At 67.4% G+C, this 24,194-nt stretch carries 24 protein-coding genes; 12 read left to right on the forward strand and 12 right to left on the reverse strand.

Annotated features, from left to right (window positions below):
• Positions 1-123: 123 nt before the first annotated feature.
• The 3 genes from ACFVWT_RS01585 to ACFVWT_RS01595 form a co-directional block, all read right to left on the reverse strand.
• The gene (locus tag ACFVWT_RS01585) at positions 124-1,542 is read right to left on the reverse strand and encodes a hypothetical protein (RefSeq protein ID WP_390244629.1); all 1,419 of its coding nucleotides are present in this window, start codon (positions 1,540-1,542) and stop codon (positions 124-126) included.
• A 104-nt stretch (positions 1,543-1,646) separates the two neighbouring features.
• Positions 1,647-2,117 (reverse strand): hypothetical protein, encoded by a 471-nt coding sequence (locus ACFVWT_RS01590; protein ID WP_390244631.1) that lies wholly within the window; start codon positions 2,115-2,117, stop codon positions 1,647-1,649.
• A gap of 167 nt (positions 2,118-2,284) precedes the next feature.
• On the reverse strand, positions 2,285-2,758 hold the full coding sequence (locus tag ACFVWT_RS01595) for a MarR family winged helix-turn-helix transcriptional regulator (RefSeq protein WP_390244633.1): 474 nt from the start codon (positions 2,756-2,758) through the stop codon (positions 2,285-2,287).
• Between the two features lie 162 nt (positions 2,759-2,920).
• Between ACFVWT_RS01595 and ACFVWT_RS01600 the strand changes: the two genes are divergently transcribed.
• Positions 2,921-3,151 carry a zinc-ribbon domain-containing protein gene (locus ACFVWT_RS01600; RefSeq protein ID WP_390244635.1) on the forward strand — a complete coding sequence of 77 codons (231 nt, stop codon included), beginning with the start codon at positions 2,921-2,923 and terminating at the stop codon, positions 3,149-3,151.
• Positions 3,152-3,239: 88 nt separating this feature from the next.
• Here the strand turns inward: ACFVWT_RS01600 and ACFVWT_RS01605 are convergent, their stop codons facing one another.
• A complete protein-coding gene (locus ACFVWT_RS01605; RefSeq protein ID WP_390244637.1) occupies positions 3,240-3,497 on the reverse strand; it encodes a hypothetical protein in 258 nt (85 codons plus the stop codon).
• 252 nt (positions 3,498-3,749) lie between these two features.
• Between ACFVWT_RS01605 and ACFVWT_RS01610 the strand changes: the two genes are divergently transcribed.
• The gene (locus tag ACFVWT_RS01610) at positions 3,750-4,442 is read left to right on the forward strand and encodes a TetR/AcrR family transcriptional regulator C-terminal domain-containing protein (protein WP_390244639.1); all 693 of its coding nucleotides are present in this window, start codon (positions 3,750-3,752) and stop codon (positions 4,440-4,442) included.
• Positions 4,443-4,475: 33 nt separating this feature from the next.
• Here ACFVWT_RS01610 and ACFVWT_RS01615 read toward each other — a convergent pair whose 3' ends face one another.
• Positions 4,476-5,210, reverse strand: coding sequence for a GAF and ANTAR domain-containing protein (locus ACFVWT_RS01615; protein ID WP_390244641.1), 735 nt, complete (start codon positions 5,208-5,210; stop codon positions 4,476-4,478).
• Between the two features lie 160 nt (positions 5,211-5,370).
• Between ACFVWT_RS01615 and ACFVWT_RS01620 the strand changes: the two genes are divergently transcribed.
• Complete coding sequence (locus ACFVWT_RS01620; protein WP_390244643.1) at positions 5,371-6,720, forward strand: MinD/ParA family protein; 1,350 nt, start codon at positions 5,371-5,373, stop codon at positions 6,718-6,720.
• Between the two features lie 10 nt (positions 6,721-6,730).
• Here ACFVWT_RS01620 and ACFVWT_RS01625 read toward each other — a convergent pair whose 3' ends face one another.
• Complete coding sequence (locus ACFVWT_RS01625) at positions 6,731-7,468, reverse strand: GAF domain-containing protein (RefSeq protein ID WP_390244645.1); 738 nt, start codon at positions 7,466-7,468, stop codon at positions 6,731-6,733.
• A gap of 141 nt (positions 7,469-7,609) precedes the next feature.
• Positions 7,610-8,350 carry a GAF and ANTAR domain-containing protein gene (locus ACFVWT_RS01630; RefSeq protein ID WP_390244647.1) on the reverse strand — a complete coding sequence of 247 codons (741 nt, stop codon included), beginning with the start codon at positions 8,348-8,350 and terminating at the stop codon, positions 7,610-7,612.
• A 179-nt stretch (positions 8,351-8,529) separates the two neighbouring features.
• Here ACFVWT_RS01630 and ACFVWT_RS01635 point away from each other — a divergent pair, with 179 nt between their 5' ends.
• Positions 8,530-9,747 (forward strand): MFS transporter, encoded by a 1,218-nt coding sequence (locus ACFVWT_RS01635; RefSeq protein WP_390244649.1) that lies wholly within the window; start codon positions 8,530-8,532, stop codon positions 9,745-9,747.
• Between the two features lie 37 nt (positions 9,748-9,784).
• Here the strand turns inward: ACFVWT_RS01635 and ACFVWT_RS01640 are convergent, their stop codons facing one another.
• Positions 9,785-10,981, reverse strand: a complete 1,197-nt coding sequence (locus ACFVWT_RS01640) for an MFS transporter (RefSeq protein WP_390244651.1) — start codon at positions 10,979-10,981, stop codon at positions 9,785-9,787.
• A 140-nt stretch (positions 10,982-11,121) separates the two neighbouring features.
• Between ACFVWT_RS01640 and ACFVWT_RS01645 the strand changes: the two genes are divergently transcribed.
• The 3 genes from ACFVWT_RS01645 (at position 11,122) to ACFVWT_RS01655 (ending at position 13,390) form a co-directional block, all read left to right on the forward strand.
• Entirely contained in the window at positions 11,122-12,048 is a 927-nt protein-coding gene (locus ACFVWT_RS01645) for a helix-turn-helix transcriptional regulator (RefSeq protein ID WP_390244653.1), read from the forward strand.
• A gap of 70 nt (positions 12,049-12,118) precedes the next feature.
• On the forward strand, positions 12,119-12,646 hold the full coding sequence (locus ACFVWT_RS01650) for a DUF1579 domain-containing protein (RefSeq protein ID WP_390244655.1): 528 nt from the start codon (positions 12,119-12,121) through the stop codon (positions 12,644-12,646).
• 9 nt (positions 12,647-12,655) lie between these two features.
• On the forward strand, positions 12,656-13,390 hold the full coding sequence (locus ACFVWT_RS01655; protein ID WP_390244657.1) for a hypothetical protein: 735 nt from the start codon (positions 12,656-12,658) through the stop codon (positions 13,388-13,390).
• A 42-nt stretch (positions 13,391-13,432) separates the two neighbouring features.
• Here ACFVWT_RS01655 and ACFVWT_RS01660 read toward each other — a convergent pair whose 3' ends face one another.
• Positions 13,433-14,521: a flavin-containing monooxygenase gene (locus tag ACFVWT_RS01660; RefSeq protein WP_390244659.1), complete on the reverse strand. Its 1,089-nt coding sequence runs from the start codon at positions 14,519-14,521 to the stop codon at positions 13,433-13,435.
• Between the two features lie 83 nt (positions 14,522-14,604).
• Here ACFVWT_RS01660 and ACFVWT_RS01665 point away from each other — a divergent pair, with 83 nt between their 5' ends.
• Positions 14,605-15,243 carry a TetR/AcrR family transcriptional regulator gene (locus ACFVWT_RS01665; RefSeq protein WP_390244661.1) on the forward strand — a complete coding sequence of 213 codons (639 nt, stop codon included), beginning with the start codon at positions 14,605-14,607 and terminating at the stop codon, positions 15,241-15,243.
• 66 nt (positions 15,244-15,309) lie between these two features.
• Here ACFVWT_RS01665 and ACFVWT_RS01670 read toward each other — a convergent pair whose 3' ends face one another.
• Together ACFVWT_RS01670 and ACFVWT_RS01675 are read right to left on the reverse strand one after the other, a co-directional pair.
• Positions 15,310-15,921, reverse strand: coding sequence for a carboxymuconolactone decarboxylase family protein (locus ACFVWT_RS01670; protein WP_390244663.1), 612 nt, complete (start codon positions 15,919-15,921; stop codon positions 15,310-15,312).
• 160 nt (positions 15,922-16,081) lie between these two features.
• Positions 16,082-17,299, reverse strand: coding sequence for an aminotransferase class I/II-fold pyridoxal phosphate-dependent enzyme (locus tag ACFVWT_RS01675; protein WP_390244665.1), 1,218 nt, complete (start codon positions 17,297-17,299; stop codon positions 16,082-16,084).
• 345 nt (positions 17,300-17,644) lie between these two features.
• On the opposite strand from ACFVWT_RS01675, the gene ACFVWT_RS01680 reads away from it, so the two are divergent.
• A complete protein-coding gene (locus ACFVWT_RS01680) occupies positions 17,645-18,529 on the forward strand; it encodes a hypothetical protein (protein WP_390244667.1) in 885 nt (294 codons plus the stop codon).
• A 55-nt stretch (positions 18,530-18,584) separates the two neighbouring features.
• On the opposite strand, the gene ACFVWT_RS01685 is transcribed toward ACFVWT_RS01680, so the two are convergent.
• On the reverse strand, positions 18,585-19,505 hold the full coding sequence (locus tag ACFVWT_RS01685; protein WP_390244668.1) for a phosphatase PAP2 family protein: 921 nt from the start codon (positions 19,503-19,505) through the stop codon (positions 18,585-18,587).
• A gap of 441 nt (positions 19,506-19,946) precedes the next feature.
• Here ACFVWT_RS01685 and ACFVWT_RS01690 point away from each other — a divergent pair, with 441 nt between their 5' ends.
• The 3 genes from ACFVWT_RS01690 (at position 19,947) to ACFVWT_RS01700 (ending at position 24,181) form a co-directional block, all read left to right on the forward strand.
• A complete protein-coding gene (locus ACFVWT_RS01690; protein ID WP_390244670.1) occupies positions 19,947-20,591 on the forward strand; it encodes a hypothetical protein in 645 nt (214 codons plus the stop codon).
• A gap of 367 nt (positions 20,592-20,958) precedes the next feature.
• Positions 20,959-22,011 carry an o-succinylbenzoate synthase gene (locus ACFVWT_RS01695; protein ID WP_390244672.1) on the forward strand — a complete coding sequence of 351 codons (1,053 nt, stop codon included), beginning with the start codon at positions 20,959-20,961 and terminating at the stop codon, positions 22,009-22,011.
• An 85-nt stretch (positions 22,012-22,096) separates the two neighbouring features.
• Positions 22,097-24,181, forward strand: coding sequence for a PhoX family protein (locus tag ACFVWT_RS01700; RefSeq protein WP_390244674.1), 2,085 nt, complete (start codon positions 22,097-22,099; stop codon positions 24,179-24,181).
• The last annotated feature ends 13 nt before the right edge of the window (positions 24,182-24,194 follow it).

A 24,194-nucleotide genomic window follows, 5' to 3' on the forward strand; every position in this document is an offset into this window, starting at 1 on the left:
CTGGTGCTCACCGCGGGCGTGGTGGCAGCGGCCCTGTTCCGCGCCTAATCCGCGGCAGCGGCAACGGGTTCACTCAACGACAAAGTTCCACGAACAGGAGCCTCAGCCGGCCCGCAGGCCAGGTCACCCGTAGGTGAAGGCGTTGCTGGTCGCTTGCTGGAGTGCTGTTCCGGTGGCCACCATGGTGCAGCCGGATCCGGTGCCGTAGAACGCCAGGTTCGAGAACGTTGCCACCCCCGCTGCGGCGGAGACGCTCAGTGTTCCCTTCAGATTGCACTGGGACGACACCGTAACCGTCGCCGTGCCGGCCGTCAGGTTGCCGAAGGTGTCCAGGATGCTGACGGTGACCGGGGGATCGATGATGGTGTTCTTGACCGGTGCGATTGTTGCGGCATCGAAGGCCAGCTTGAACGCCGCGGCCGGCGAAACCATGACCGCTGCCGTTGCCCCGGTCAGTCCGCTGCTGCCCGCCGTGAGGCTGTGCGGTCCGGCTTTGGTGTCGCCATAGAAGAACGACGCCGATGCGGACCCTGCCGGGATGGTCACCTTCGTGACGGTTGCGCCGCCGGACGTCGCGGCAAACACCTTGGTTCCGGTGGAGTTTGAGGCCAGGGTGACGTCGGTGCTGCCGGCGGTCACCGGGTTCCCGTAGGCGTCCAGCCGCTGGACGGCAAAGGGGCCGATAACCGCTGTTGCGGAGGCGGTGCCCGAGGACGGACCCGTGACCACAAGCTGGGCGGGGGCCGCTGCCGTGACGGTGAAGGGTGAGCTCACGGCGCCGGAAACGCCGGGGCTGGACGCCGTGAGCGTGTAGCCGGTGCCGGCTTTGTTAATGGACAGGCCGCTGAACGTGGCCTCACCCAGGCTGTTGGTGGTGGCCGTCAGCGAGCCGGAGAGCGTTCCGCCGCCAGGGTTGTTGCCGATTCCGATGGTCACCTGCACGCCGGCAGTGGCCAGTTTGGTCCCCGACGCGGTGCGCAGCTCCACCGTGACGGATGGCAGCGGTGATCCGGCCGCGGCGATGGCCGCAGGCTGGACAGCGAAGGTGAAGTAGTTGGCGCTGCTGACGGTCACCATGCCACTGCGCAGGCCCGTTGCAGTCCAGGAGCGGTACACCGCCGTGACGACGTACTGCTGCGTGCCGGCAGGAACAGAAGAGTCCGTGCAGCTGGTGCCGGTGATGAGGGCGGCGGGGCTGCTGCCGCAGGCAGGGGCGGTGCTGGTGCCGGCGACGCGGGTGACGTAGTAGCCCGTCGCTGCGGGCGTCCCGGCTGATCCGGTCCAGGAGACCGGCACATTCGAGTTGCTGCTCGACGGGACGGTCACATTGGTGGGCGGTGCCAGGGTGGCGGCCGCCGCCGTCGTACTTCCCTTTCCGATTGCCGACCAGGAAGCGTACGCCGCCGGAGCGCCCAAAAGTACTGCAAGGAGCAGTGCGAGGCAGGCGGCCGCGCCGCGACGGATCAGGCGCGGAAACAACACCAGCCCCCGCCGGAAGCCGCGGGGGCTTTCGGGGGAGCTGGGGTTGCGCCTGCCGGACATACGCACCTTCTCGACATTGGCTCAGGGGGTGGTGGGGGGTGCCACGTTCACCATTGGGGAATGAACGTTGCGGTATTGAGGAGGAGCGTCAGCGCGCTATCCCTTCACTTTGCTTCGAAGTACAGCGGTACCGTGACGCCCTGGCAATCGTCCTGGTTGGCGGCCTTGTTGACCATCTGAACAGTGACCGTGCCGGAGGCAGTAGCGCCCGGTGCGAGCTGGCCCAGGGTGATTGAGGGCGCGGTGACCGTGAAGTCGGTGGCCGAGCAGGTTCCGGAAACCCAGTCCGTACCGTCAGCCTTGGCAACCTTGGCGGTAACGCTGGCCAGGTTCTGCGCGCCGGTGTTTTCGTTCTTGACCGTGAAGGCAACGGTCTGGACGGGGCCGCCGGGGCTCAGGGCCTCGCCGGTGGCGGGGCTGCTGAGGACCTTGAACGCCACGGTCTGGCCGGCGGTCGAGGAGCCGGTGCCGACGCCGACGGCGGACCAGTAGGCGAAGGCCGCACCGCCGCCGATTGCCACCATGGCTGCGGTGGTGATGATGATGCGCTTTTTGCGTCCAGCTACTTTGCTCATTGCAGTTCCCCTTGAACTTGTGCGGCTTATCCGCAGACCTTCGGGGCCTGTCCGGCTCCGATAGATCGAGTCTCCGGGAGCACACTCAAGCGGCAGCCAAGGAAAGCTCAAGATTAACTCAACTTTATTTCTGTCACTCTGGTAACTCTTGTAACAGGTAAAAGTGCCTAAGCCCGGGACTGGACCTGGGTCTGCCGGGAGTCTGTTTGCTGCGTCTCCGTGAGGTGCGCGATGTGCTGTTCAAGATGCCGGCGCAGGTCCACCTCGACGTCGCGCTCGGGCCGGGGGAGGCCACGCACCAGCTCTTCGGCCGTCCGCAGCACGGACCGTCCCCTGGGCGTCAGCCTGACGCTGCGGCTCCTGCCGTCACCCGCGCCGCGTTCCTTGGTGAGGAGGCCCAGCTCCTTCAGCCGGTCCAGGATCTTGCCCAGGCTCTGGGCGGTGATACCGAGCTCGTCGGCCAGGCAGTTCTGGGTGGCAGGGCCCAGCTCCTCCACGCAATCAAGGGCGTCGAAGGACGACTTCGTGAGTCCCAGCCCAACCAGCCGCCGGTTGATTCGGCGCTCGTCCAGCCGCGCCGCCGTCGACAATAAGCGGTGGGTGGACCATCCCGCCGCTCTGTTCTGCTGGGCCAAAGCCATGTGCGTGTTGCCTGCCTTCCGGGAGACCGCGGCTGGGGGGCACGGTGACGGGTTGTTGTGTGAAACCTCATCCCAATACTAAGCATGATTACTATTAGATCGTAAGCACCCTGATGAATTGGGTGTTTCGCCACCCGGGTCGAGAAACCCAGAAAGGCAGAGATGCTTCTACTCTTCGGCCTCAAAACCGTCCTGCGGGCGTTGCCCGGGAGGCGTTCCGCGTGCCGCTACTGCGGCCAGTACGTCGAGCAGTACCTCGAAGAACGGGCGTCCAAGTTCACGCTCTTCTTCATCCCGGTGTTCACCATGTCCCGCGCGTACCGCATCACGTGCTCCAGCTGCGGCCAGCGGTCCTCGATCACGAGGAAGGGGATGAAGGCGCTGCCCCGGTAGGCGCGAAAAAGGCCGGCTCCCCGGTCAGCCCCCAAGGCTGACCGCGAACCGGCCTCTCGTCGTCGTGCTTCTACCGGACCTGCGGCCGCTAGACCAGAACCGGGCGGGTGGCCAGGATGTAGTCCGCGGCGGCGGCCCCGGTCATGCGCAGGCGGCTGTCCGTGGACCTGATCCTGCGGGTCTTCATCTCCGACCAGAAGTCCCCGGCGGATGCCGGGATGAACTGGTTGAGCATGCACCAGCTGGTGTACAGCCCGTAGAGCTGGTCTTTCCTGAGCGACGCGCCGCCGTCCTGGTCCGGAGCGGTGGCTTCACTGAGAAAACGGTCAATCTTTGAAACGCCCATGGTTGGCTCTCTTCCGTACCGTGCATCATGTGCCGCCGTTCGGCTACAGCAGCTGCACCTCAGATCACTGCACAAGGCCTGAGGTTGCTCACGCCCTGGATTAGCAGCAGTGACGAGGTGAATCCGGAAGTCTGGCACTATTCCCTGCGGAGACATCTACACTGTAGACACTAGGCGTAGACTACGGGTTAAGCAAGAGTGAACATCCGAATGCGCCCATCCCGTCCCATCCCGAGCTAAGGACCAACCACCATGCCAGCCCCGCAGGATACCGATTCCAAAAGACGGCTGAACCGGGAGGAAGTCCTCAAGACAGCGCTCGAGCTGGTGGACTCCGAAGGGCTCGAGGCCCTGAGCATGCGGCGGCTGGGCCAGGCGCTCGACCGGGACCCGATGGGCCTCTACCGCTACGCCGCCAACCGCGCCGACCTGCTGGACGGGATCACCGAACTTGTCCTCAACGAGCTGGCGATCTTTCCGCAGGACCCCGACTGGCAGGCGCAGCTCCGCAGGATCGCCCACGACCTCCGGCTCCTGGCACTCCGCCACCCCAACGTTGTGCCGCTGCTGGTGACGCGCCCGCTGTCCACGCCGCTGGGTCTGCGGCCGCTGGGGACGCTGCGCCCGCTGGAACAGATCCTGGGACTGCTGATCGAGGCGGGGTTTGAGGCGAACGATGCCCTCCACGTTTACCGCGCCTATTACGGCTTCCTCTACGGCCACATCCTGAACGAACTCCAGGAATACATCGTGGACCCGGAAGAAAATGTGGCCCTGCTCCGGCTGGGCCTGCACCGGCTCCCGGCCCGCGACTTCCCCCACCTGCGCGAGCTCGCGCCCGTGCTGGCGGATTACGACGGCGAGGCGGAACTGGACGAGGGCATCAGCATCCTGCTCTCCGGGCTGGCTGAGAGGCTTACGGGCGGGGGAGTGGCCGCCGGGTGATTGGTCAGGCGGGGTTCCCGCCCCGGGTCCTGCTTACGCGTCGAAGTGGGTCCGGACGTCGCCGCCGGCGAGGTTGGCCAGCATCTCCTCGGCCACTGTGCGCAGCTTCTGGTTGCGGTTGCTGGACACCTTCGTCAGGATGGCCATCGCCTCGGCCTGGGTGCAGCGGTTCTGGCCCATGATCACACCGCACGCCAGGTCGATGGAAGTGCGGCTCTCCATCGCGGCGGCAAGGTCGTCCGCCAGCGACTGCGCCGTGCCCAGCTTCACCGACAGCCGCACGGCGCCTCCGGCGAGATCGGCAAACTCCACCGCCTCCCGGATGACGGCAGGCGTAAACACGCCCGATTCGAACGCGAAGAAGTTCAGCGCCGCGGCCGCGTCCTCGCCCAGCTCCAGCGGCACACCCAGCGTAGCCCGGCAGCCCTCGTCCGCCAGCGCTTTCCGGTATTCCGGCCAGCGCGGATCCTTGTCCACGTCGGCCAGCAGCACCGGCTCCTTGACCCTAAGCGCCTCGATGCACGGGCCGTCCCCGATGCGCTGTTCGATCTCGTCCAGGAGGACCGCCTTCGGGCTGCTCCCGGCCACGGTAAAGGTCCTTCGCCGGCGCTTCAGGGTGACCCCGCATTCAATGGTGCCGGAGGTGTTGCGGCTCAGGGCACCAGCCGCCATGACGGACAGCCGCTCCAAAAACTCGGCGACATTCTGGGTGCCGACAATGAGGTCCTGAAGTTCCAGGACGCGTTCGTGCTCGGGAGAGTTGGCCATGCCTCAATGTAAAGCGCACGCCCCGTCGGAGCAACTGTGTGCGCTTTCTCTCTTCCGCCGGAATGTGGGGGACTTTTGGCCTATTGCGCCTAGAATTGCTCTTTGACCGAAGCCGTAAAGAGCCGTTGCACGCTTTGCCGAATGTCCTGGGGGGACGAACATGCCCGAATCGGCCGATAAGAACGCACGCGCCACTGCACACAATGCAGGGCAGCCCCAGACGCGCCGCCGCCGTGACCTCCGTCGCCCGGCCGGCGCTTCTCCGGACGCCCGGACAGGAACCATGCCAGCCGCTGCCACCCCGAACAACAGCCGCACCGCGCCCACCCGGCGGAGTTCCTGGGCCGAAGCGGCAGCCGTCGCCGACGCACAGGCAGAAGCCGAAGCTACAACCGAGGGTGCCCCGGAGACTTCCGCGGCGACTCCCGCCCCGGTGCCGGCCTCGGTTCCCGCCTCGGTTCCTGCGCAGCCGGCCGCGCAGCCCGCCACCTCCCGCAGGGGCGCCGTCCCGGCCGAACCCAGCGCGCCGCCGTCGAACGTTTCCCGCCAGGCCGCCAAACTGGCGGCCGCGGACGCGCCCATCTCCGACTTCATCACCTCGCCAGGTTCCTTTGTCCGCGAACAGAAACCGCGCCCCCGCGGCGGCTTCCGCGGCGCCCTCTATGCCATGACCGGCGGAGCCATCAACCTGGGGCCCGGCCCCCGTCAGCGCGAAGAAGACGAACTGGCCCGGCGCATCTCCCGCCAACTGCAGGGCAGCTACAACACCGCAGTGCTCAGCCTCAAGGGCGGCATCGGCAAGACCTCCACCACCGTGGGCGTGGGCCTGACCCTCGCCGAATTCCGCGGCGACGCCCCCTGCGCCATCGACGCCAACCCGGACTCGGGCGACCTCGTGGAACGCGCCCTCGGCGAAGGCATCTACCAGCAGTCCAGCCCGCGCACCATCACGGACCTGCTCAAGAACATCGAATCCGTTGATTCGCTCACCGCCCTGGCCCGCTACATGCACCACGCCGGGCGCCTGCACCTGATCGCGGGGGAGCAGGACCCGGAAGTGTCCGACTCGCTCACGGCCGAGGAATACCTCCGCATCCGCAAGCTCATTTCCGGCTACTACTCCGTGGCCCTGACCGACTGCGGCACCGGCGTCACGCACAACGCCATGAGCGGGATCCTGCAGTCCGCGGACAACCTGGTGATTGCCGCCGGCTACGCGGTGAGCGGCGCCAAGCGCGCCCGCAGCACCCTGCAGTGGCTCGCCAGCCACGGCTACGAGGACCTGGCCCGCAACGCCATCGTGGTGATCACGGACAAGGACGAGGTGTCCTCCCGCGTGGACAAGGACGCCATCGAGGAACACCTCTCCGGCATCTGCCGGCAGCTGATCGCCGTTCCCCACGACCGCGGAGTGGCCGACGGCGACCTGGTCACCCTGGATGTGCTCAAGCCTGAGACGCGGCGCGCCTACAAGGAGATCGCGGCCGCGATTGTGGACGGGTACGTCTAGGCGCTGCAGGCTACTGCCAGGCCGGGCCCACCGGTTCCTGTTGCGCACACATCTTGAGGATTTCCGCGCTGACGCTGACAACAGATTGTTTGCTGGACCTGGACAGATGCATCAGTTCCTCAAGGGCGCGGTCCGGGCTGAATCCATGCCGCTGCATCAGGATGCCCTGCGCACGGTGGGTAGTGTCCCTGCCGTACAGCGCCGCGGTAACCACGTCCGTGAAGCGGCGCGGGGTGTCGGGGCCCTGGATGTGGTCCAACAGTGTAGCCGCGGGAACGGCGAACTTTTCCAGGGACCGGGCTGCCGTGCCGTCAAAGGCGCCGGGCTGCGGTGCGTAGACCTTCAACGACCCCAGGCACCTGCTGGCTACCACCAGGGGCGCGCTGATCACGGACTTTATCGAAAGATCCATTGCGGCCTTGGACCAGAGCGGCCAGCGGTCGTCAGTTCCGGCGTCGTTGACCAGGACGGTGCGCTGGGACTCCCAGGAGTGCAGGCAGGGCCCTTGGCCGAGGTCGTATTGCGCCGCGTCCGCGTTGACCACCACGGTGTCCGTGGACCCCACGCTGGAGAGGGCGCCCTGTTCGTCCACCAGTGACACTCCGGCGCCGGAGCACCCCGGGAAGGCGTCGCGGACACCCTCGGCGAGCAGCTGCACGGCGCGCTCCACCTTCTCCGGTGTCAGGAGCAGGCCTGTGATACGGGCCAGTGTGAACGTTGTTTCATTGAGGGGGAGATTCCGTGGCATGAGGGCAAACCTTCTGCATCAGAACATGAAGCGTCCTGGTAGATGCCCCCTGCTGAGCCGGGACCGGGAAAGGTCCGTAACCAGCATAACCCGCCGGGGAGTTGCCCTTACTGCGGACCAGGGTCCCTGCAGGGTCACCGGTCACTTCCGGCGCGTGGGAAACTCCCCGCTGCTGGCGAGGTGCTGGGCCACGTCCCGCAACTTGATGTTCGCTTCGGAGCTCGCCCTGGTCAGCACCAGGAACGCCTGTTGGGGCGTGATTTTGAACCTCTCCATCAGGATCCCCTTGGCCTGGCCGATCAGGTCCCGGGTGTCCAACGCCTGGGTCAGCTGCGCGATTTCCTTGGCGTCGGAGAACGCGATGGCTGCGTGGGCAGCCACCAGGAGTCCGATCTGTTCCGATTCTTCGTCGAAGACGTCCACGTCCTGGCCGTAAAGGTTCAAGGCACCCAGTTTGTCCCCCTCAACGAAGAGCTGGATGGACAGCATGCTGCGGGCGCCAAGGTCGTAGGCCGCCTGCGCGAAGCCGGGCCACCGTTTGTCCTTGCTCATGTCGGGAACGCGTACGATGCGTTCGTCGTAGGCTGCCTCGAGGCAGGGACCCTGGCCCATCTCGCTTTGCAGCGCGTCAATTTTGACAGGAAGTTCACCCGAGGCGGCCCGGGAGTCGATCGTGCGGCGGCCTGTCACCAGGCTGATGGAGGCTTCCGAGACGTGCGGGATCAATTCCAGGGCAGCCTGGACAATGATCTGCAGGATCGTTTCCGTGTCCTGTTCCTGCTGCAGCTCCCGGGCAAGATCGCTGAGCCGGACAGCCAGCCGGCCGGTGAACTCCGTGGGCCGTTCAGCAGGTTCACGCGTGCTGGCGGACTTCGATGTCATGGGTCGTCCTTAACCGGGGTATCGCCGAAAGTTTTCCGGCGATACCTGATCCTAGTCCCGGGAAGGGCCGTTGCGGGAGGGGACGTTGGGGGGCGCCCAGGACCCCCGGACCGGGGTCCGGGGGTCCTGGCGGATCCGCTTCGCGCCGGTATTGCCCGGGCCTGCATAGGATGAAAGGGATGACCTCCGCACAAGCCACCAAACCCTTCAGCCTCCGCAGCATTGCCGTCCCCGCGTTCGGACCGGCGCTGCTGTTCTGCATCGGGGAAGGAGCCGTGCTGCCGGTGGTGGCGCTCTCCGCCCGCGACCTCGGCGCCTCGGTGGCGGTGGCCGCGCTGATCGTCACGCTGATCGGCCTGGGCTCATGGTTCTTCAACCTGCCGGCCTCCCTCATCACCCTCAAATTCGGCGAACGCTGGTCCATCGTCGGCGCCGCCGCGGCCGGTGCCCTGGCGCTGACGGCGGCAGCGCTGTCCTCGGTGATTCCCGACGGACTGTGGCTGCTCGCTGTGGCGATGATCGTCGTCGGAATGGCCGCCAGCGTTTTCAGCCTGGCCCGGCAGAAATACCTGACCGAGGCGGTGCCGGTGGCCTTCCGCGCCCGCGCCCTGTCCACGCTGGGCGGCGTCAGCAGGATCGGCATCTTCATCGGCCCGTTCGTGGGCGCCGGCGTGATGCAGTTTGCCGGGATCAGCGGCGCGTACTGGGTGGGCGTGGCGGCCATGGCGGCGGCCGCCATCCTGTCCGTCACCATCCCGGACCTGCCTGCTGTTGGGGGTCCCGGCGAAGGCCACCGCGGACCGGAGCCCACCATGCGCGGCATTGCCGTCTCCCACGCCGGCGTGTTCCTCACCGTGGGCGCCGGGATCCTGCTGCTCAGCGCCCTGCGCGCCTCCCGCCAGGTGGTCATCCCGCTGTGGGCGGACAACCTGGGCATGGACGCCACCCACGCCTCGCTGATCTACGGACTCTCCGGCGCGATCGACATGCTGGTGTTCTACCCGGCCGGCAAGCTCATGGACCGCAAGGGCCGGCAATGGGTGGCCATCCCGTCCACGGTAATTATGGGAACCGCCCTGATGCTCATCCCGCTGACGGGCAGCTTCGTGGGCCTGCTGCTGGCGGCCCTGCTGATCGGGTTCGGCAACGGCATCAGCTCCGGCCTGATCATGACGCTCGGCGCCGACTTCTCCCCGGACCGCGGCCGCGGCCAGTTCCTGGGACTCTGGCGATTCATCGCCGACGCCGGCGCCACCGGCGGCCCGGTCCTCCTCTCCGGCGTCACCGCCGCAGTCTCACTGGGGGCCGGTGTCTGGGCCACCGGAGTGCTGGGGTTCGCCGCCGCCGTCGTCTTCGCCATCACGATTCCGCGGCTCAAACACCGCCGGAACTACTAGCCGCGCGGAGTGCCGGCGGTCCTAGCGGGCCTCGGTGTTAGCGGGCGGCGCCGGCCGGTTGTGGCTGCTCTGCCCCGCCGGGCTCCCGGCGCCGGCCCGTGGTGCGCCCGGCCACGCTGAGGATCACCATTGCCAGAACGGTGAGTGCCGCGCTGGCGGCGAAAACGCCCTGATAGCCGAGCGCCGTCGTCGATCCCAGGCCGATGACCGCCCCGGAGACGACGGCGCCGAGGCGCGCCGCATTGGTGAAGAGGCCGGACGCCAGTCCGGGGCGCGGAATGATCTGCTGGAACAATGTCAGCCCCACGCCCGCCACCATGGCGAACGACCAGGCGTTGAGGACCTGCAGGGCAACGAGGACGGCAGGGCTTGTAGCGAATGCCATGGCCGCGTAGTACGCGATCCCGGTAACGCACCCGGAAGTGAGGAGCGCCCGGCTGGAGAAGCGGCGGCCCAGGCGCCCGATCAGGAGCAGGGCCGGGATCTCGGCGGCGGCGGATACGCCGAGAATGACTCCGGCCCACATCACATCCAAGCCAAGCTTTTGCGTCACGAACAGGCTCATGATCGAAACCGCCGACCTGTTCGCGGCGTGCAGGGCAATGAAACCAACGAAGACTGCTGCGATGGCTGCTGTTGACATGGGGTGGCTGTCACCGTCGCCGCCGGCCGACGCCCCGCGCTCTTCGAGGCGCCGCTGCCGGCGTGAGATCATGGCGGCCGTGGTGCCGATATTGAGAACGGCCACGGCCCCGATGGCCAGCAGGATTGCACGGTTGCCCAGTGTTCCCATGATGAACGTTGCCAGCGGCGGCCCCGCCACCCAGGCGAAGGACACGATTGCCCGCGTGTTCATCGAATCCGTAATGCTGGCGCCCGAATGCCTGAGATGGGCGAAAAGGAGCGATGACCCCACGCCGGCAGGACCGCCCAGGACAATCAGGCCGACGACGGCGACCGGCAGCGAGGTGGTGGCCGCCAGCAGTCCGGCCAGAGCCAGCGTCAGGATTCCGCAGCCGAGCATGGGGGCAAGGTAGTTCTGCTTGCGGTCGGCATAGGCGGGCACCAGCCAGGACGCAACGAACGCGCTGGCGTTGGACACCGCGAGCACCCAGCCCACTTCCGCGGCCGTTGCGTTGTAGAGCGCCACCAGGAGGAGCGCGAGGGCCGGGCTCAGGAAGGCGAACTGCAGCCCCCAGAGCAGCGCCGAGGACGGTATGAGTAGACGTTTCATTCTGTATCTTTTCCTGGGTTGGCCGGCCCCGTTGGGATGACTTCCAGCGAACCATTCCGTGCGCGGGCGCGGGAGTAACTGGCGTGAGGTGTACTGGCAGTTCCTCTTAGGCCGGGCCCCGGCGTCGTAGCGTTGTAGCCATGGACAACAGCAAGGACGTCCGCGAGTTCCTCACGAGCCGGCGGTCACGGATCACACCTGCACAGGCCGGGATACCGTCTTACGGAGGCGCCAGGCGGGTTCCCGGACTTAAACGCGAGGAAGTGGCCATGCTGGCCGGCGTAAGCACGGAATACTACGCCCGCCTTGAACGGGGAAACCTGCGAGGAGTGTCCGAATCCGTCATCGAGGCCCTGGCGCGGACCCTCCAGCTGGACGAGGCTGAACGTGCCCACCTGCTTGACCTGGCCCGGGCGTCCGAACCGTCACGGGCGCCGGGAACACGCCGGTCTTCGGCCAAAGTGCGCCCGAGCGTGGAACGGATCCTGGCCGGGATGACGGGCACACCGGCCTATGTCCGCAACTCCCGCATGGACGTCCTGGCCGCCAACAGCCTTTGCTTCGCCCTGTACGGGGACATCCTCCGGCCAGAGGCCCTGCCCCTGAACCTCGCCCGGTTCATGTTCCTGGACCCGCGCTCGCAGGAATTCTTCCGCGAATGGGACACCGTGGCCGATGACCTCGCTGCTGCGCTCCGCGCCGAGGCCGGACGCAGCCCGCACGACCGGGAACTCAAGGCCCTGATCGGCGACCTCGCGACGGGCAGCAACGAATTCGCCACCCGCTGGGCACGCCATAACGTCCGCTTCCACCGCACGGCACGCAAGACCCTGCGCAACCCCCTCATTGGCGAAATCGAACTCACCGGCGACTCACTCGAACTCCCCGGCGAGGGCCTGACCCTCATCGCGTACACGGCCGAACCCGGCAGCCACGCCCAGGAACAGCTCGATTTCCTGGCCATCTGGAACACCACCCGGCCGGCACCTGCAGAAGCCGCTCCGGGGGACGCCGCAGCGGAGGCCGCAGCGGACGCCGCGGGGGACGCCGCGCGGCGCAAGGACTAGCCGGACCGGCCAGAGCCGTGACCGGCGGCGCCCCCTAGCGGCACGGGCGGATCAGGGCCAGACTTCCGGTATGAAAATTGTCGAATGTTTGGCGCCGTTCACCGGGACCTGGCAGGGCCACAACCGGATGCGGATCATGCCCACGGACGAGTACCAGGAATCAGTGTCCGCCGCCACGGTGGCGGTGACGGCAAAGGACTTCGTGACCATCGAGTACACGTGGGCGCACGAGGGCCAGCCGCAGAACGGCCTGCTGCTCCTGGGCTCGGGTCCGTCGGCCCGTGGCGGAGCAGGCGGTGACGCGACGGCGGAGGGCGAGGCGCCGCCGTCGGACGCTTCTTCCGGACCGGGCGCCACGGCGGTGTGGGTGGATTCGTTCCACTCGGGGCCGGAGTGGCTCACCCTGTCCGGGAACATCGGAGGCGACGGCGTGGTCCGGCTGACCGGCTCCTATCCCGCCCCGGAGGGACCCGACTGGGGCTGGCAGATCCACATCGAACCCGGCGACGGCAACGGCGGCCGCATCATCATGCACAACGTGGTGCCAGGCCACGATCCGTACCAGGTGGTTGCGGCCACCTACCGCCGGCAGGCCTAGGAGGGCGCCATGGAATCCATCAGATCGATCATCACCGCCGCGGAACGCGACTCCCGGCTCCCCGAAGGAGAGGACGAGCGGTTCACCGGCTACGGCATCATGGGCCAGCCGTTCAGCTCCGGCTACCTCCTCGCGCTGCGCCGGTTTTCCGCCACCTCAGTGGGTCCCGGCTACACCGCCGTGTGGATGCGTCGCCCCTCGGGCTCCTGGATTATGTACACGGACGTGCCCGCGGATGTGTCCTGCCCCCGCTACTTCGGCAGCGCCCTGGAGTCCACGTCGGTCCACCGGATCGACGTCGCCTGGCTCGACGACCACCGCTTCACGGTGGATATAGCGGACGACGTCGGCCTCCACTGGGAAGTCAGCCTCGCCGCCACACCGGTCACCCGGGCGATGTCCGCGCTCGCGTCCGCGCTGCCGGCGAAACTGTGGAGTAGCCCGGCATTCTTGCGGGTCATGGGAGCCGTGGCCGGGCCCTCGCTGCAGGCCGGCAGGATAGGGCTGGTTGGCCGGGTCCCCAACGGGCAGGGTTTCCGGGCCAACCCCAAGCGGATGTGGTTCATTTCCGGCAGCAAGGCGACGCTGCAGGGCGAGGACCTGGGCTCCCTGCAGGCACTTCCGGTGCAGACCCGGTTGGGCGACTTCTGGATACCCCAGCGCGGGATCTTCATGATGGGCTCGTCCAGGTTTGACGCGTTCGACCCCGCCGCGCACCACCCCCTCCCGGCCCCGCCCGGCTAGCCCCCACCCGGTTGGGGCGGGCATACCCGGTTGGGGCGGGCGCTACTTCGTTGGTGCGGGGACTCCGTTCTTGCTGCGCTCCAGGATGCCGTCCACAACGTACGCCGCATCCCGGCCGACCCCGCCGATCGGCCCCGACGTGAGCGAATACTGGAACGGCATGCCCACGAAGTACAGCCCGGGAAGCTCCGGCACGACGCCACGGCGGGTCATGGGCCAACCCCAGTCCGTCACGGGCAGGCCGTCGATCCAGTCCAGCGCTGGTTCGTAGCCCGTCGCCCAAATGACGGTGCGTACGTTCCGGGACGTGCCGTCGTCGAACGCGGGTTGTCCGCCGGCAGCGGCACTGAACCGCGGCAGCCGGACCACACCCGCCCGGTCCAGGTCCTTGACGGAGATCCGGATCAGCGGCGCCCCGCGACGGTGGAAGTTGGCGGACACTTTCCGCCCCAGCGGGTTGTCCGTTGTCAGGACGGAATGGATGAAGCGCCAGTAGGCCCCGCCGGCGCGTCGCAGCACGGGATCGGGCACGTGGGGAGTGGGGCGGCCGGAGATGAAGGTGCGGTGGGTAGCGGCGAGCTCCAGGGCGATCTCTGCACCCGAGGTCCCGGCCCCTACCACCAGCACGTCCCCGTCAGGGATGTCCGACGGGCGCCGGTACTGCGAGCTGTGGAGTTGCAGGATCCCGGCATCCAGCCCGGCCGCCGCGGCCGCGATGCGGGGGAGAGCGTTGGCGCCGACGGCGGCAATCACGTTGCGCGTGTGAAGCACGCCATCGCTGGTGCTGACGGCAAAGCCGGTCTCCGTTCCGCGTACGCTGACCACCCGCACGCCGGTCCGGACCGGAAGGCTGAACTGCTGCGCATACGTCTCGAGGTAGTCGGCGAACTCGTCTTTGGACGGAAACGCGTCCGGGTCCGCCGGGAAGGAAAGCCCGGGGAGGGCGTCGTGGCGCGCCGGAGTGAAGAGCAGGAGCGAGTCCCACCTGGCCCGCCAGACGTCCCCGATCCGGGGTGCCTGCTCCAGGATGACGAACCGCAGCCCCGCCTTGGAAAGGTGATAGCCGGCGGCAAGGCCCGCCTGCCCGGCGCCGAGCACCACCACATCAAACTGTTGCATGTCCTGGTCCATGACTGGCTCCTTTGACCGGAGAACTGCCGTGTTTCGATGTGATTAGAATACCATTCCAGTGAGTGGAGGGATAGTCTAATTTCATGACGCCAGCTCCAAAGACAACAGCTCCCCGAGTCACGCGAAGAACGGCACAGGCGGCGGACACCCGGCTGCACATCGTGGCCACCGCCCGCGAGCTCTTCGCTGCCAACGGCTACGTACGCACCACCATCGAAGGCGTTTCTGCCGAAAGCGGCGTTGCGGTGCAGACCGTCTACAACTCCGTAGGAAACAAGGCAGCATTGCTCTCGGCCGTGCTCGATGACGCAGCCTCCGGTCCCAACGCACCGGCGCAGGTGCTGGAATTCATGCGCGAGCGGACCCGCCAGGCTCCGGATCTTGGATCGCTGCTGGCGATGCTTGCGGACTGGTTCGTCGAGGTGCATCAGCGGACCGGCACGGTGCTGGGTGTGATCGCCCAGGCAGCAGCCGTGGATGCCGACGTGGCGAAGCTGGAAAAGGCCCGCGCGCTGCAGCGGCTGACCCGGTACCACGAAGCGGCCGCGGCAGTCAGGGAGCGCGGCGGCCTGACCTCGGGCATGTCCGACGAAGACGCCGCGGCCGCCATCTGGTCCCTGGGCCATCCGCAGGCTTACCGCACCCTGGTGAACGACGCCGGGTGGACCCCCGAGGCCTACCGGGAGTGGATCCTCAAAGCGCTCGCCGCCGCGTTGGCGTAGGAACCTTTGGCATAGCAGCGCGCGACGGCGGCCGCCGTGTCCTGGGGCCGGGTTCAGGGGCCGGGTTCAGGCGCCGCGGTGGCGCGGCTTCGCTTCGGCTCCGTACTGTGCCAGTGGCGCCAGCAAGGCGCCGCGGAGCTGCGGGGAGAGCTTGGTGGGAACGTCCACCTCGGCCGCGATGGCCTGCAGCACGCGGCTCATGTAGTTCCGGGCACCGGCTGCCAGCGTGATGTCCAGGATTTCGCGGTCGGTGAGCCCGTGGTCCCGCAAGTCCAGGGTGTCCGCGTCCGTCATGGTGACGGCATCGGTGCTGACCTTTTCGGCGTACTCCATCATGGCCACCTCCGCCGGCGACAGCCCCGCATTGTGGTAGTCCCGGGCGATCTGGACCAGTTCCTCCTCGTCTATCGCCCGCAGGGCCTTCACTCCATGGGCAAGGCGGCAGTGTGCCGATCCGAGCGCCTGGGCGGCGGCCAGGGTGACCAGCTCGTAGCGGCGCAGGTCCATGTTCTGGGTGATAGCGCTGATGAGCGCTTCAAACGCCACGTACGCCTCCGGGTTCACCGCCAGGTCCTTGGTGAATTTGGCGACATAACCGCGCGACCGCAGTTCGTCGTCGTAAATCTTCGCCTTCAGGCCGAACGCCTGGCTTTCGGGAGTGGTGGCGAATATGGACATGGAGGATCCTTCTTCCGGCTGGGGCCACCCGCGCTGCACGGCGGTGGAGAGCCCTGACAGCGCCGGTGCGGACAAATGCGATATTCCTCCGCGACCTGCGGCGAGTCAACACATGGCCCGGCATGTTAAGCGGGGCGGAGGCCCCCGCCGCCGAGTCTCCCTAGCCGATCCCCGCGAGCCGGATGGCTTCGGCGAACGCGGGCAGGCTGCGTTCCACCATCTCCTCATTGGCAGTCAGGGAGATTCGGAAGAACCCGGGAGTTTCGAACAGGACGCCCGGCAACACGAACACGTCATGGGTGGCCAGGGACTCGGTGAACGCTTCGTCGTCAGCCACCGGGGAGCGGACAAAGAGGTAGAAGGAACCCTCCGGCCGGTGCAGCTGATAGCCCATCCCCGTGAGCTCCTCGAAGAGGCGGTCCCGCTTCCGCTGCAGTTGCCCCACGTCAATGGTGAACGTCTCCAGCGCCGGCAGCGCGTACTGGAGCAGGGCGTTGGGGTAGATCCAGCCCATGGCAACCTGGAGTGCTGCCAGGATTTCCCGCATGGCGTCGCGGTCCGGCATGGCCGGCGGCAACGCCAGGTACCCCACGCGCTGCCCGGGAGCCAGGTGCGTCTTCCCGTAGGAGTAGGCCAGCAGCGTGTACGGATAGTACTCGGCCGGGCTATGGAAGCGGGCGCCGTCGTACACAATCCGGTTATATGCCTCATCGGACAACAAATAGATCCGGCGTCCGTTCCGTTCCGAGGCAAGTTCCAGCATGGCGGCCAGCTTCACCAGCAGCGTCTCCGGGTAGATCCGGCCCGTGGGATTGTTGGGGCTGTTGACGATCAGCACCCTGGTCCGCGGCGTGATGGCCGACGCAATGGCCGTCAGGTCCAGGTCGAACGTTTCGGGGTTGATCCGGACTTTCACCGGGACCAGGCCGGCTTCGGTGATGATCGGTTCATACAGGAACCACGGCGGCAGGCTGTAGACCACCTCGTCGCCCGGATCGGCCACGGCCTTCAAGGCCATGGCGATGGCCGTGAAACCGCCAGTGGTCAGGTGGATGTCGTCCGGTTCAAACGGCAGTTCCAGCAGGCGCCGCAGCGAGTCAGCCGCCGCGTTCTGGGCCTCGACGCCGTTGGTCTTGTACGCGAACCAGCCTTCGTTCCTGGGTTCCAGCTGCTCCCGCAGCGCCGCAACATATGCCTGCTGCGGCATTTGATGGGGATTGCCGAGGGTGAAGTCGCAGATGCCCGGCTTGTCCTGGCGGCCGGCATGCGTACGCAGGAATCCCTGGACCCTGAGCAGGGAGGGAATGGAAGCGACAGCCCTTGCCCTCGCCGGGAAATCCACCCTCCCGGAGAGCTTGGAATCGTAGATACCGGCCATCAGAGCAACCCCCTGTTTTTGCAGCGTGGAAGTCAGCTCGCTGCTGAGCCAGTGGGGGCTGTTGTGCGATTTATTCTGGCCCGCGCCGGCGGCAAAGTAAATGGCAGGCGTCCGCCCACAGCCGCCAGCTACCGGGACCGCGGCCGTCAACACTCGTTTCCGCCGTTTTCACTACCCGCCGCAACACCCGTAAAGTAGGCTGCGGACCTTGCGCACTACGTGTGCGCGTCCCACGGGTTGACCGGGAACTGGGCTCGATCAACTACGCACCCCCTTCGAACGCGGCCTTTGCTGCGCCATGCCTGCCTCCGATGACACCGGGCGGGCCAGACCCAGGAGTATCGTTTGCTTCAGATCAACCTTGCTGCGGCCCTTGCCGCCCTGCCCCTGCTGCTGAGCCTCGGCGTCGCACCCGCTTCGGCCCCCGCCGCCGCAGCACCCGCCGCGGCACCCGCCGCACCGGCACCCGCTTCGGCACCCGCTGTCGCACCCGCTTCGGCACCCGCCCCAGCGGCACCCGCTTCGGCACCCGCCGCCGCACCGGCACCTGCCGCACCCAAGCCGGCGGTAGCGAAGCAGAACCCAGTCCAGGAGGCGAAGATGCAGCCCGCTGCAGCTCTGCCAACCGCAGGCTCTTCGGTCAAGGTGGTGGACACCACCGCAGCGATCACTGATCCCGCGTGGTTCAAAAAAGCGTACGACGCCGGGATCCGCCTTTACGTCATGCACTCCACCGCCTGGGGTACCTGCGAGCCCTGGTACCGCACGCAGCCCCAGCTCAAGATGGCGCTGGACGCCGGCTTGAAGATTGCCGTGTACACGCGGGATGCCAGCTGCTGGCAGGGCGGCATCAGCGCGGCAGGCCCGTACACAGCACAGCTTCAGTTCTTCGCCCTGGACGTGGAGCCGGGCAGCCCGCCGGTGACCCGGGCCATGGTGGACGGCGTCCGCAGCACGGGCGTACGGCCCGTGATCTACAGCGGCTCCGGCATGTGGCCGGACCTCATGGGCAACAGCACCGCCTTCGCCGACGTTCCGCTGTGGGACACCAACACCAGCAACCTCAACTACTCCACCTGGACGGCCGACTACCTCGCGCCCGCACCGGTGCAGTACGGCGGCTGGAACACGGCCGCCACCATGCGGATCGGCATCCAGCAGAAGTTCGAGCACAGCCTCAACGGCGTCCCGGTGGACCTGAATTCCTTCAACGCCGCGTTCCTGAAGTAGGGCGGGGCAGCCATGAGGTGGCATCCAGCGCCCTGCGGCAGTGGCCGGCGGGCCGTTAGCGCCGGCCGGCCGCCCGCCGTCGTGCGGCAAACGCAAACAGAGCAGTGGTTGCCACGGTGGCCAGATACCCGGCCACCACAATCAGTGAGATTCCGCCCCAAAAGTAGCTTGTGGTGCTGCCGCCCTGGCCGGGGACGTAACGGGTAAGCAGGAACGCCGCCGCCACGGCGAACGCCAGGCAGAGCAGGCCAGGCAGGCGGATCCACCAGCGTGAGGACGCCCAGTGCCCGCCGAAACCGTCCCACACGTTCCAGGTGTTGCCGGTGCGGATGATCAGCCAGCCGGCCGGGATGGCGAACGCGCCCACCAGCAGGAAAGCCGCGATGACGTCGGCCGGGCGGTGCCACTGGTTCACCACGGTGGAAATCCCGGACACAATGGCGAAGCTGCCGCCCGCAAACCCAGCGAACGGCCGCCAGCGCGGTGACGCCATGAGGAACACCGCCGCCGCAGCCGAGGCAGCCAGCGTGGTGTGGCCGGACGGCAGCGAATTGAGCTCCAGGGTTTCCACGCCGCGGAACGGCCGCTCCGGCAACAGCTCCTTCAGGACCTGCGTGGCGATGTTCGCGGCGATGCACGCGGACACGGCAATGCCTGCGGCGCGCCAGCGCTTCCGGATCACCGTGACAAACAGGACCACGACGGCGCCCGCCACCAGCGAGATGGTGGGCAGCCAGTCCAGGAACCTGGTGGTGGCCTTCCCGGCCGGGCCGTGGATGGCCACGGCCTCCACCAGGGCGGATTCGTCAATGTACTGTCCCGTGGTGGTCCGCACGAAGAAGTAGTACGTGGCAATCAAGCCGGCCACACAGGCCAGCGTCGCGAGAACGCACAACGCAGCCAGCGCCCCTGCGCCGCGCACCTGCCCGGCGGGCCGCCGTCGTCGGGAATCTTTAAGGTGAGAACTCATCACCATCAGCGTCCCACAGAATGCTGGGAGCCGTCTGCGGGAACCGGCGGGGCTGCGGGGGTGGGAACCGGTTTTACGGCACGGTACCGGGGCCCGGCACTGGCGGAAATCCGGCGCCAATACAGGTAGTAAATACTCGTGCCCGACGGCGGTCGTCCTACTTACGCTTGGCACAGCGGCCGTCAGCCGATCAGCACTAAGCCGGCGACCGTGGCGGATGCCAATGTCCCGGGACGGTGACACGCAGGGCATTGGCATCCGCAAAAAACCCGTTGACACCCCGGCGACGGCGGCGCTAGCTTGATCGTATTGCCGGCCTGGACACAGCGGCCGCAATGTCACCGCATCACAACTGGTCTCGTTCGCCCACTGCGGGCATTTGATGTTTAAACATCGGCAGGTCAGGTCCGTATGCGTCCCCTCCTGCCACATTTCAGGAGTGCTGCCATGAACCGAAAAATGAGGAAACTGTGCCTGCCTGCCGCGTTGTCGCTGGCGCTGCTGTCGGGAGTTTCGGCCCCTGCGTTTGCCGGGTCCGACGGCGGGGGAGGCGCGGTGGGGCCGTGGCCCCCGGAGGACACGGACGGGAAGTACGTTTCCGTTCCCGACGCGTACTACGCGGACTACGAGTTCGACGCCTGTGACACCACCATCAAGGTATCTGCCGGGGACGAGCGCGAAGTGACGTACAAGGGCGAGAAAAAGGATGACGGGACCCTGGTCATCAAGTACCGCGGCGACGCCACGATCGACCTGACCCGGGCCTCCGACGGAGCCACGATCGACGAACTGGACGTCTCCGGGCCGTTCACCATGCGGCTTGCGGCAGACGGGCTGAGCGCCCACCTGTCCGGCCGGGGTCCCGCCCTGATCTATGCGATGGGAGCCGCTGAGGAGAAGGCCTTTGAAGACGAGGGCCTGCCCAAGGCGTTCTACTTCACCGAAGGACGGCTGGCAGGCAACGTGGTGTATGCCTCCACCGACCAGAAGGAAGTAGTGTCCGGCGAGATCACGCATAACAGCGTCCAACACGCAAAGGACATCTGCAAGATGCTGGACCGCGCCAAGGATGACGATCACGGGCACCGGTAACCGGGCGGAAACCAGCCGGCCATCATGCGCTTTTTGCGGCGCGTGGTGGCCGCTTCCGTGAGTACATTCCGGAGGCAAAAACGAGTAGCAGGTACTCATGCGGCACCGTAGTCCGGCCCCTACGATTTTACTAACGGCCGGGTTGCGGACCGGCCGAACCCCGCAGCTTTCCCTGCGGTAACCGCAGGGAAAGCATGCCCGGGGCTCCTTGAGCTGGGCCGGCGGCGACGAGTCTCATAAACGTGAAGCTCGCCCCCAGTCGCCGTCGGCCCTACCAAGGGAGCCCTTCCAGCGGGCCCCGTCAGGCGGCCCTACCAGGGGAGCGGCTGGCCGAATGGCTGTCAGACCTGGCCGGTAAAGTGAAAACATGCCCGCCGACGCACCCCTCCAGCACCAGAGCCTCCTTTCGGTGAACCTTCCTTCCCTGGACCAGCTTGTGGCGTCCGTACACGTGGTGAGCCTGCCCATGCGCGTGAAGTTCCGCGGCATCACGCAGCGCGAAGCCCTGCTGCTGGACGGTCCGCTGGGCTGGGGCGAGTTCTGCCCCTTCCCCGAGTACGGGGATGCCGAGGCTGCCCGCTGGCTCGCCTCCGCCGTCGAAGCCGGCTGGCAGGGATTTCCGCCTGCGCTGCGGTCAGTGATTCCGGTCAACGCCACGGTTCCCGCCGTCCCCGCAGACCGTGTTCCGGAGGTCCTGGCCCGCTTCGGCCGGGTGGACGCCGTCAAAATCAAGGTGGCCGAGCGTGGCCAGACGCTCGACGACGACGCCGCCCGGGTTGCCGCCGTCCGCAGCGCCCTCCCCGACGCCGCCATCCGGGTGGACGCGAACGGCGGCTGGGATGTGCCGGACGCCGTCGAGGCACTGACCCGGCTCTCCGCCGTCGGACTGGAATACGCCGAGCAGCCGGTCCCGGACATCGAAGGCCTGGCCGAGGTGCGCCGCCGGCTGCGCGCCGCCGGGACCCCCGTGCTGATCGCCGCGGACGAGAGCGTGCGCAAGGAGGAGGACCCCCTCCGTGTCGCCCGTGCAGGGGCGGCGGACCTGATCGTGGTGAAGGTGGCGCCGCTCGGGGGAGTGCGGCGCGCCCTGGACATCGTGGCACAGGCCGCGCTGCCCGCCGTCGTCAGTTCCGCGCTGGACACCTCCGTGGGGATCCGCGCCGGGCTGGCCCTGGCGGCGGCGCTCCCGGAACTGCCGTACGCGTGCGGGCTGGGAACGGTGTCACTGTTTGAGCAGGACATCACGCTGGATCCGCTGGTGGCCGACGACGGCGCCATCCGCGTCCGCGACGCCACCGCCGACGCCGGGCTGCTGGAGCGTTACGCGGCACCGGCCGACCGCCGGGACTGGTGGCTCGACCGCCTCCGCCGCGTCCACGCCCGACTGAGCCGAGGATTCCCGGAGGTCACTATCGGTTAACCGGAACTTCATCTGGCTGACGGCTGCGCGTTGGAACTGGCTGGAAAGGTGGGCGGGACCGCATCACATCCCTTGGAAGGCCCCCATGTCTGAAACGACCGGACGCAAGTTTGCCCTACTTCCCATGCTTGGCCACACCAAAGGCAAGCGCAGCCCCGTCACCTGCGCGCTGAAATGCGACAACGCCTGCTCGGGCGAGGTCTGCAACACCAGCTCCAACAGCTACTTCCGCGACATCGCCTCCGCCACGATGTCCCGCCGCGCCGCCCTGGGCTTCGGCGCCGCCGGTGCGCTCGCCGTCGTACTCGGAAGTGCGGTGACCTCCGCCGGCACCGCAGTGGCCGACGGCGGCACCGGCCTCGCCGCCGCCGCGAAGGACGGCTTCGGCCAGTCCAAGCTGCAGTTCACCGCGATCCCGTCCGTTGCAGCGGACGTGGACAAGCTGACCGTGCCCGCCGGGTTCACCTGGCAGCCGGTGATCCGCTGGGGCGATCCCATCTTCAACACCGCGCCGGACTTCGACCTCAACAACCAGACGGCCGCCGCCCAGGAACAGCAGTTCGGCTACAACAACGACTACTCGGACATCCTGGAGATTCCCGGCAGCAAGGGCCGCCGCGCCGTGCTGTTCGCGAACCACGAGTACACCAACGAGAACATCATGTTCCCCGCCACCATGCCGGCCGCCGAGGTCCGCGCTGTGGGCCAGGCTGCGCACGGCCTCACCGTGGTGGAGCTGGAGCGGAAGAACAAGAACAAGCCCTGGAGCTACGTCAAGGGCGCGGGACTCAACCGCCGCTACCTGAACAGCACGGTCTACGAACTCACCGGCCCCGCCGCGGGATCCTCCCTGGTAAAGACCATCGACGACCCGTCCGGCCGTGCCATCAAGGGCACCCTGGGCAACTGCTCCGGCGGCACCACCCCGTGGGGAACAATCCTCTCCGGCGAAGAGAACTTCAACGGCTACTTCGTCTCCCCGGGAACGTCGAAGTCGGACCTCCGCTACGGGCTGACCTCAAAAGCGACTGCCCGCCAGTGGGAACTGGACGATCCCCGCTTCGACACCCGCAACACCGGTTATGCGAACGAGGCCAACCGCTTCGGCTGGATCGTGGAAGTGGACCCGTTCGATCCCACCTCCACGCCGAAGAAGCACTCCTCGCTGGGCCGCTTCAAGCACGAGGGCGCCAACGTGATCGTGGCTGAATCCGGCCATGTGGTGGCCTACATGGGCGACGACGAGCGCTTCGACTACCTCTACAAGTTCGTCTCGGCCGACAAGTACCGGGAGGGCGACCGCAAGCACAACATGACCCTCCTGTCCGCCGGCAACCTGTACGTCGCCAAGTTCACCGGCAACTCCCCGGCCGCCGAGATCACCGGAACCGGCGCCGTGCCGGCCGACGGTTCGTTCGACGGCACCGGCGAATGGCTGCCGCTGGTTGAGAACGGGGCTTCGAAGGTACCGGGCATGTCCCTGGAAGAAGTGCTGGTGTACACCCGCCTGGCCGCGGACAAGGTTGGCCCCACCAAGATGGACCGCTGCGAGGACGTCCAGCCGAGCCTGCACACGGGCAAGGTCTACGTGGCGTGCACCAACAACTCGGACCGCGGCAAGGCGGGCAAGGAAGGCGCCACCGAGATCAACCCGCGCAACGCCAACCGCGACGGCCACATCGTGGAAATCACCGAGACCGGCGACCAGACCTCCACGGCATTCGCCTGGAACCTGCTGATGGTCTGCGGCGACCCTGCGCAGGGCGACGTCACCTACTTCTCCGGCTTCCCGGTGGACCAGGTTTCGCCGATCTCCTGCCCGGACAACGTGGCGTTCGACTCCGTGGGCAACCTCTGGATTTCCACGGATGGCGCCCCGTCCGGCATCGGCCGTGCGGACGGCCTGTTCAAGGTGACGCTCGACGGCGCCGAACGCGGCAAGGTGGAGCAGTTCCTGGCCGTGCCGCGCGACGCCGAAACGTGTGGACCGATCGTGCACGACGACGAGCGCACCGTCTTCGTCTCCGTGCAGCACCCGGGCGAAGAAGGCACGTTCGACGCGCCCCACTCGTACTTCCCGGACTACGTTCCGGCAGGCACGACGCCGGCGCGCGGTCAGGTCCGCGCCCCGCGCCCGTCCGTGGTCCAGGTCTTCCGCACGGACGCCTAACCCCCTTCCCACC

The sequence above is a fragment of the Arthrobacter sp. NPDC058288 genome (assembly GCF_042880995.1).
GTDB lineage: Bacteria > Actinomycetota > Actinomycetes > Actinomycetales > Micrococcaceae > Arthrobacter.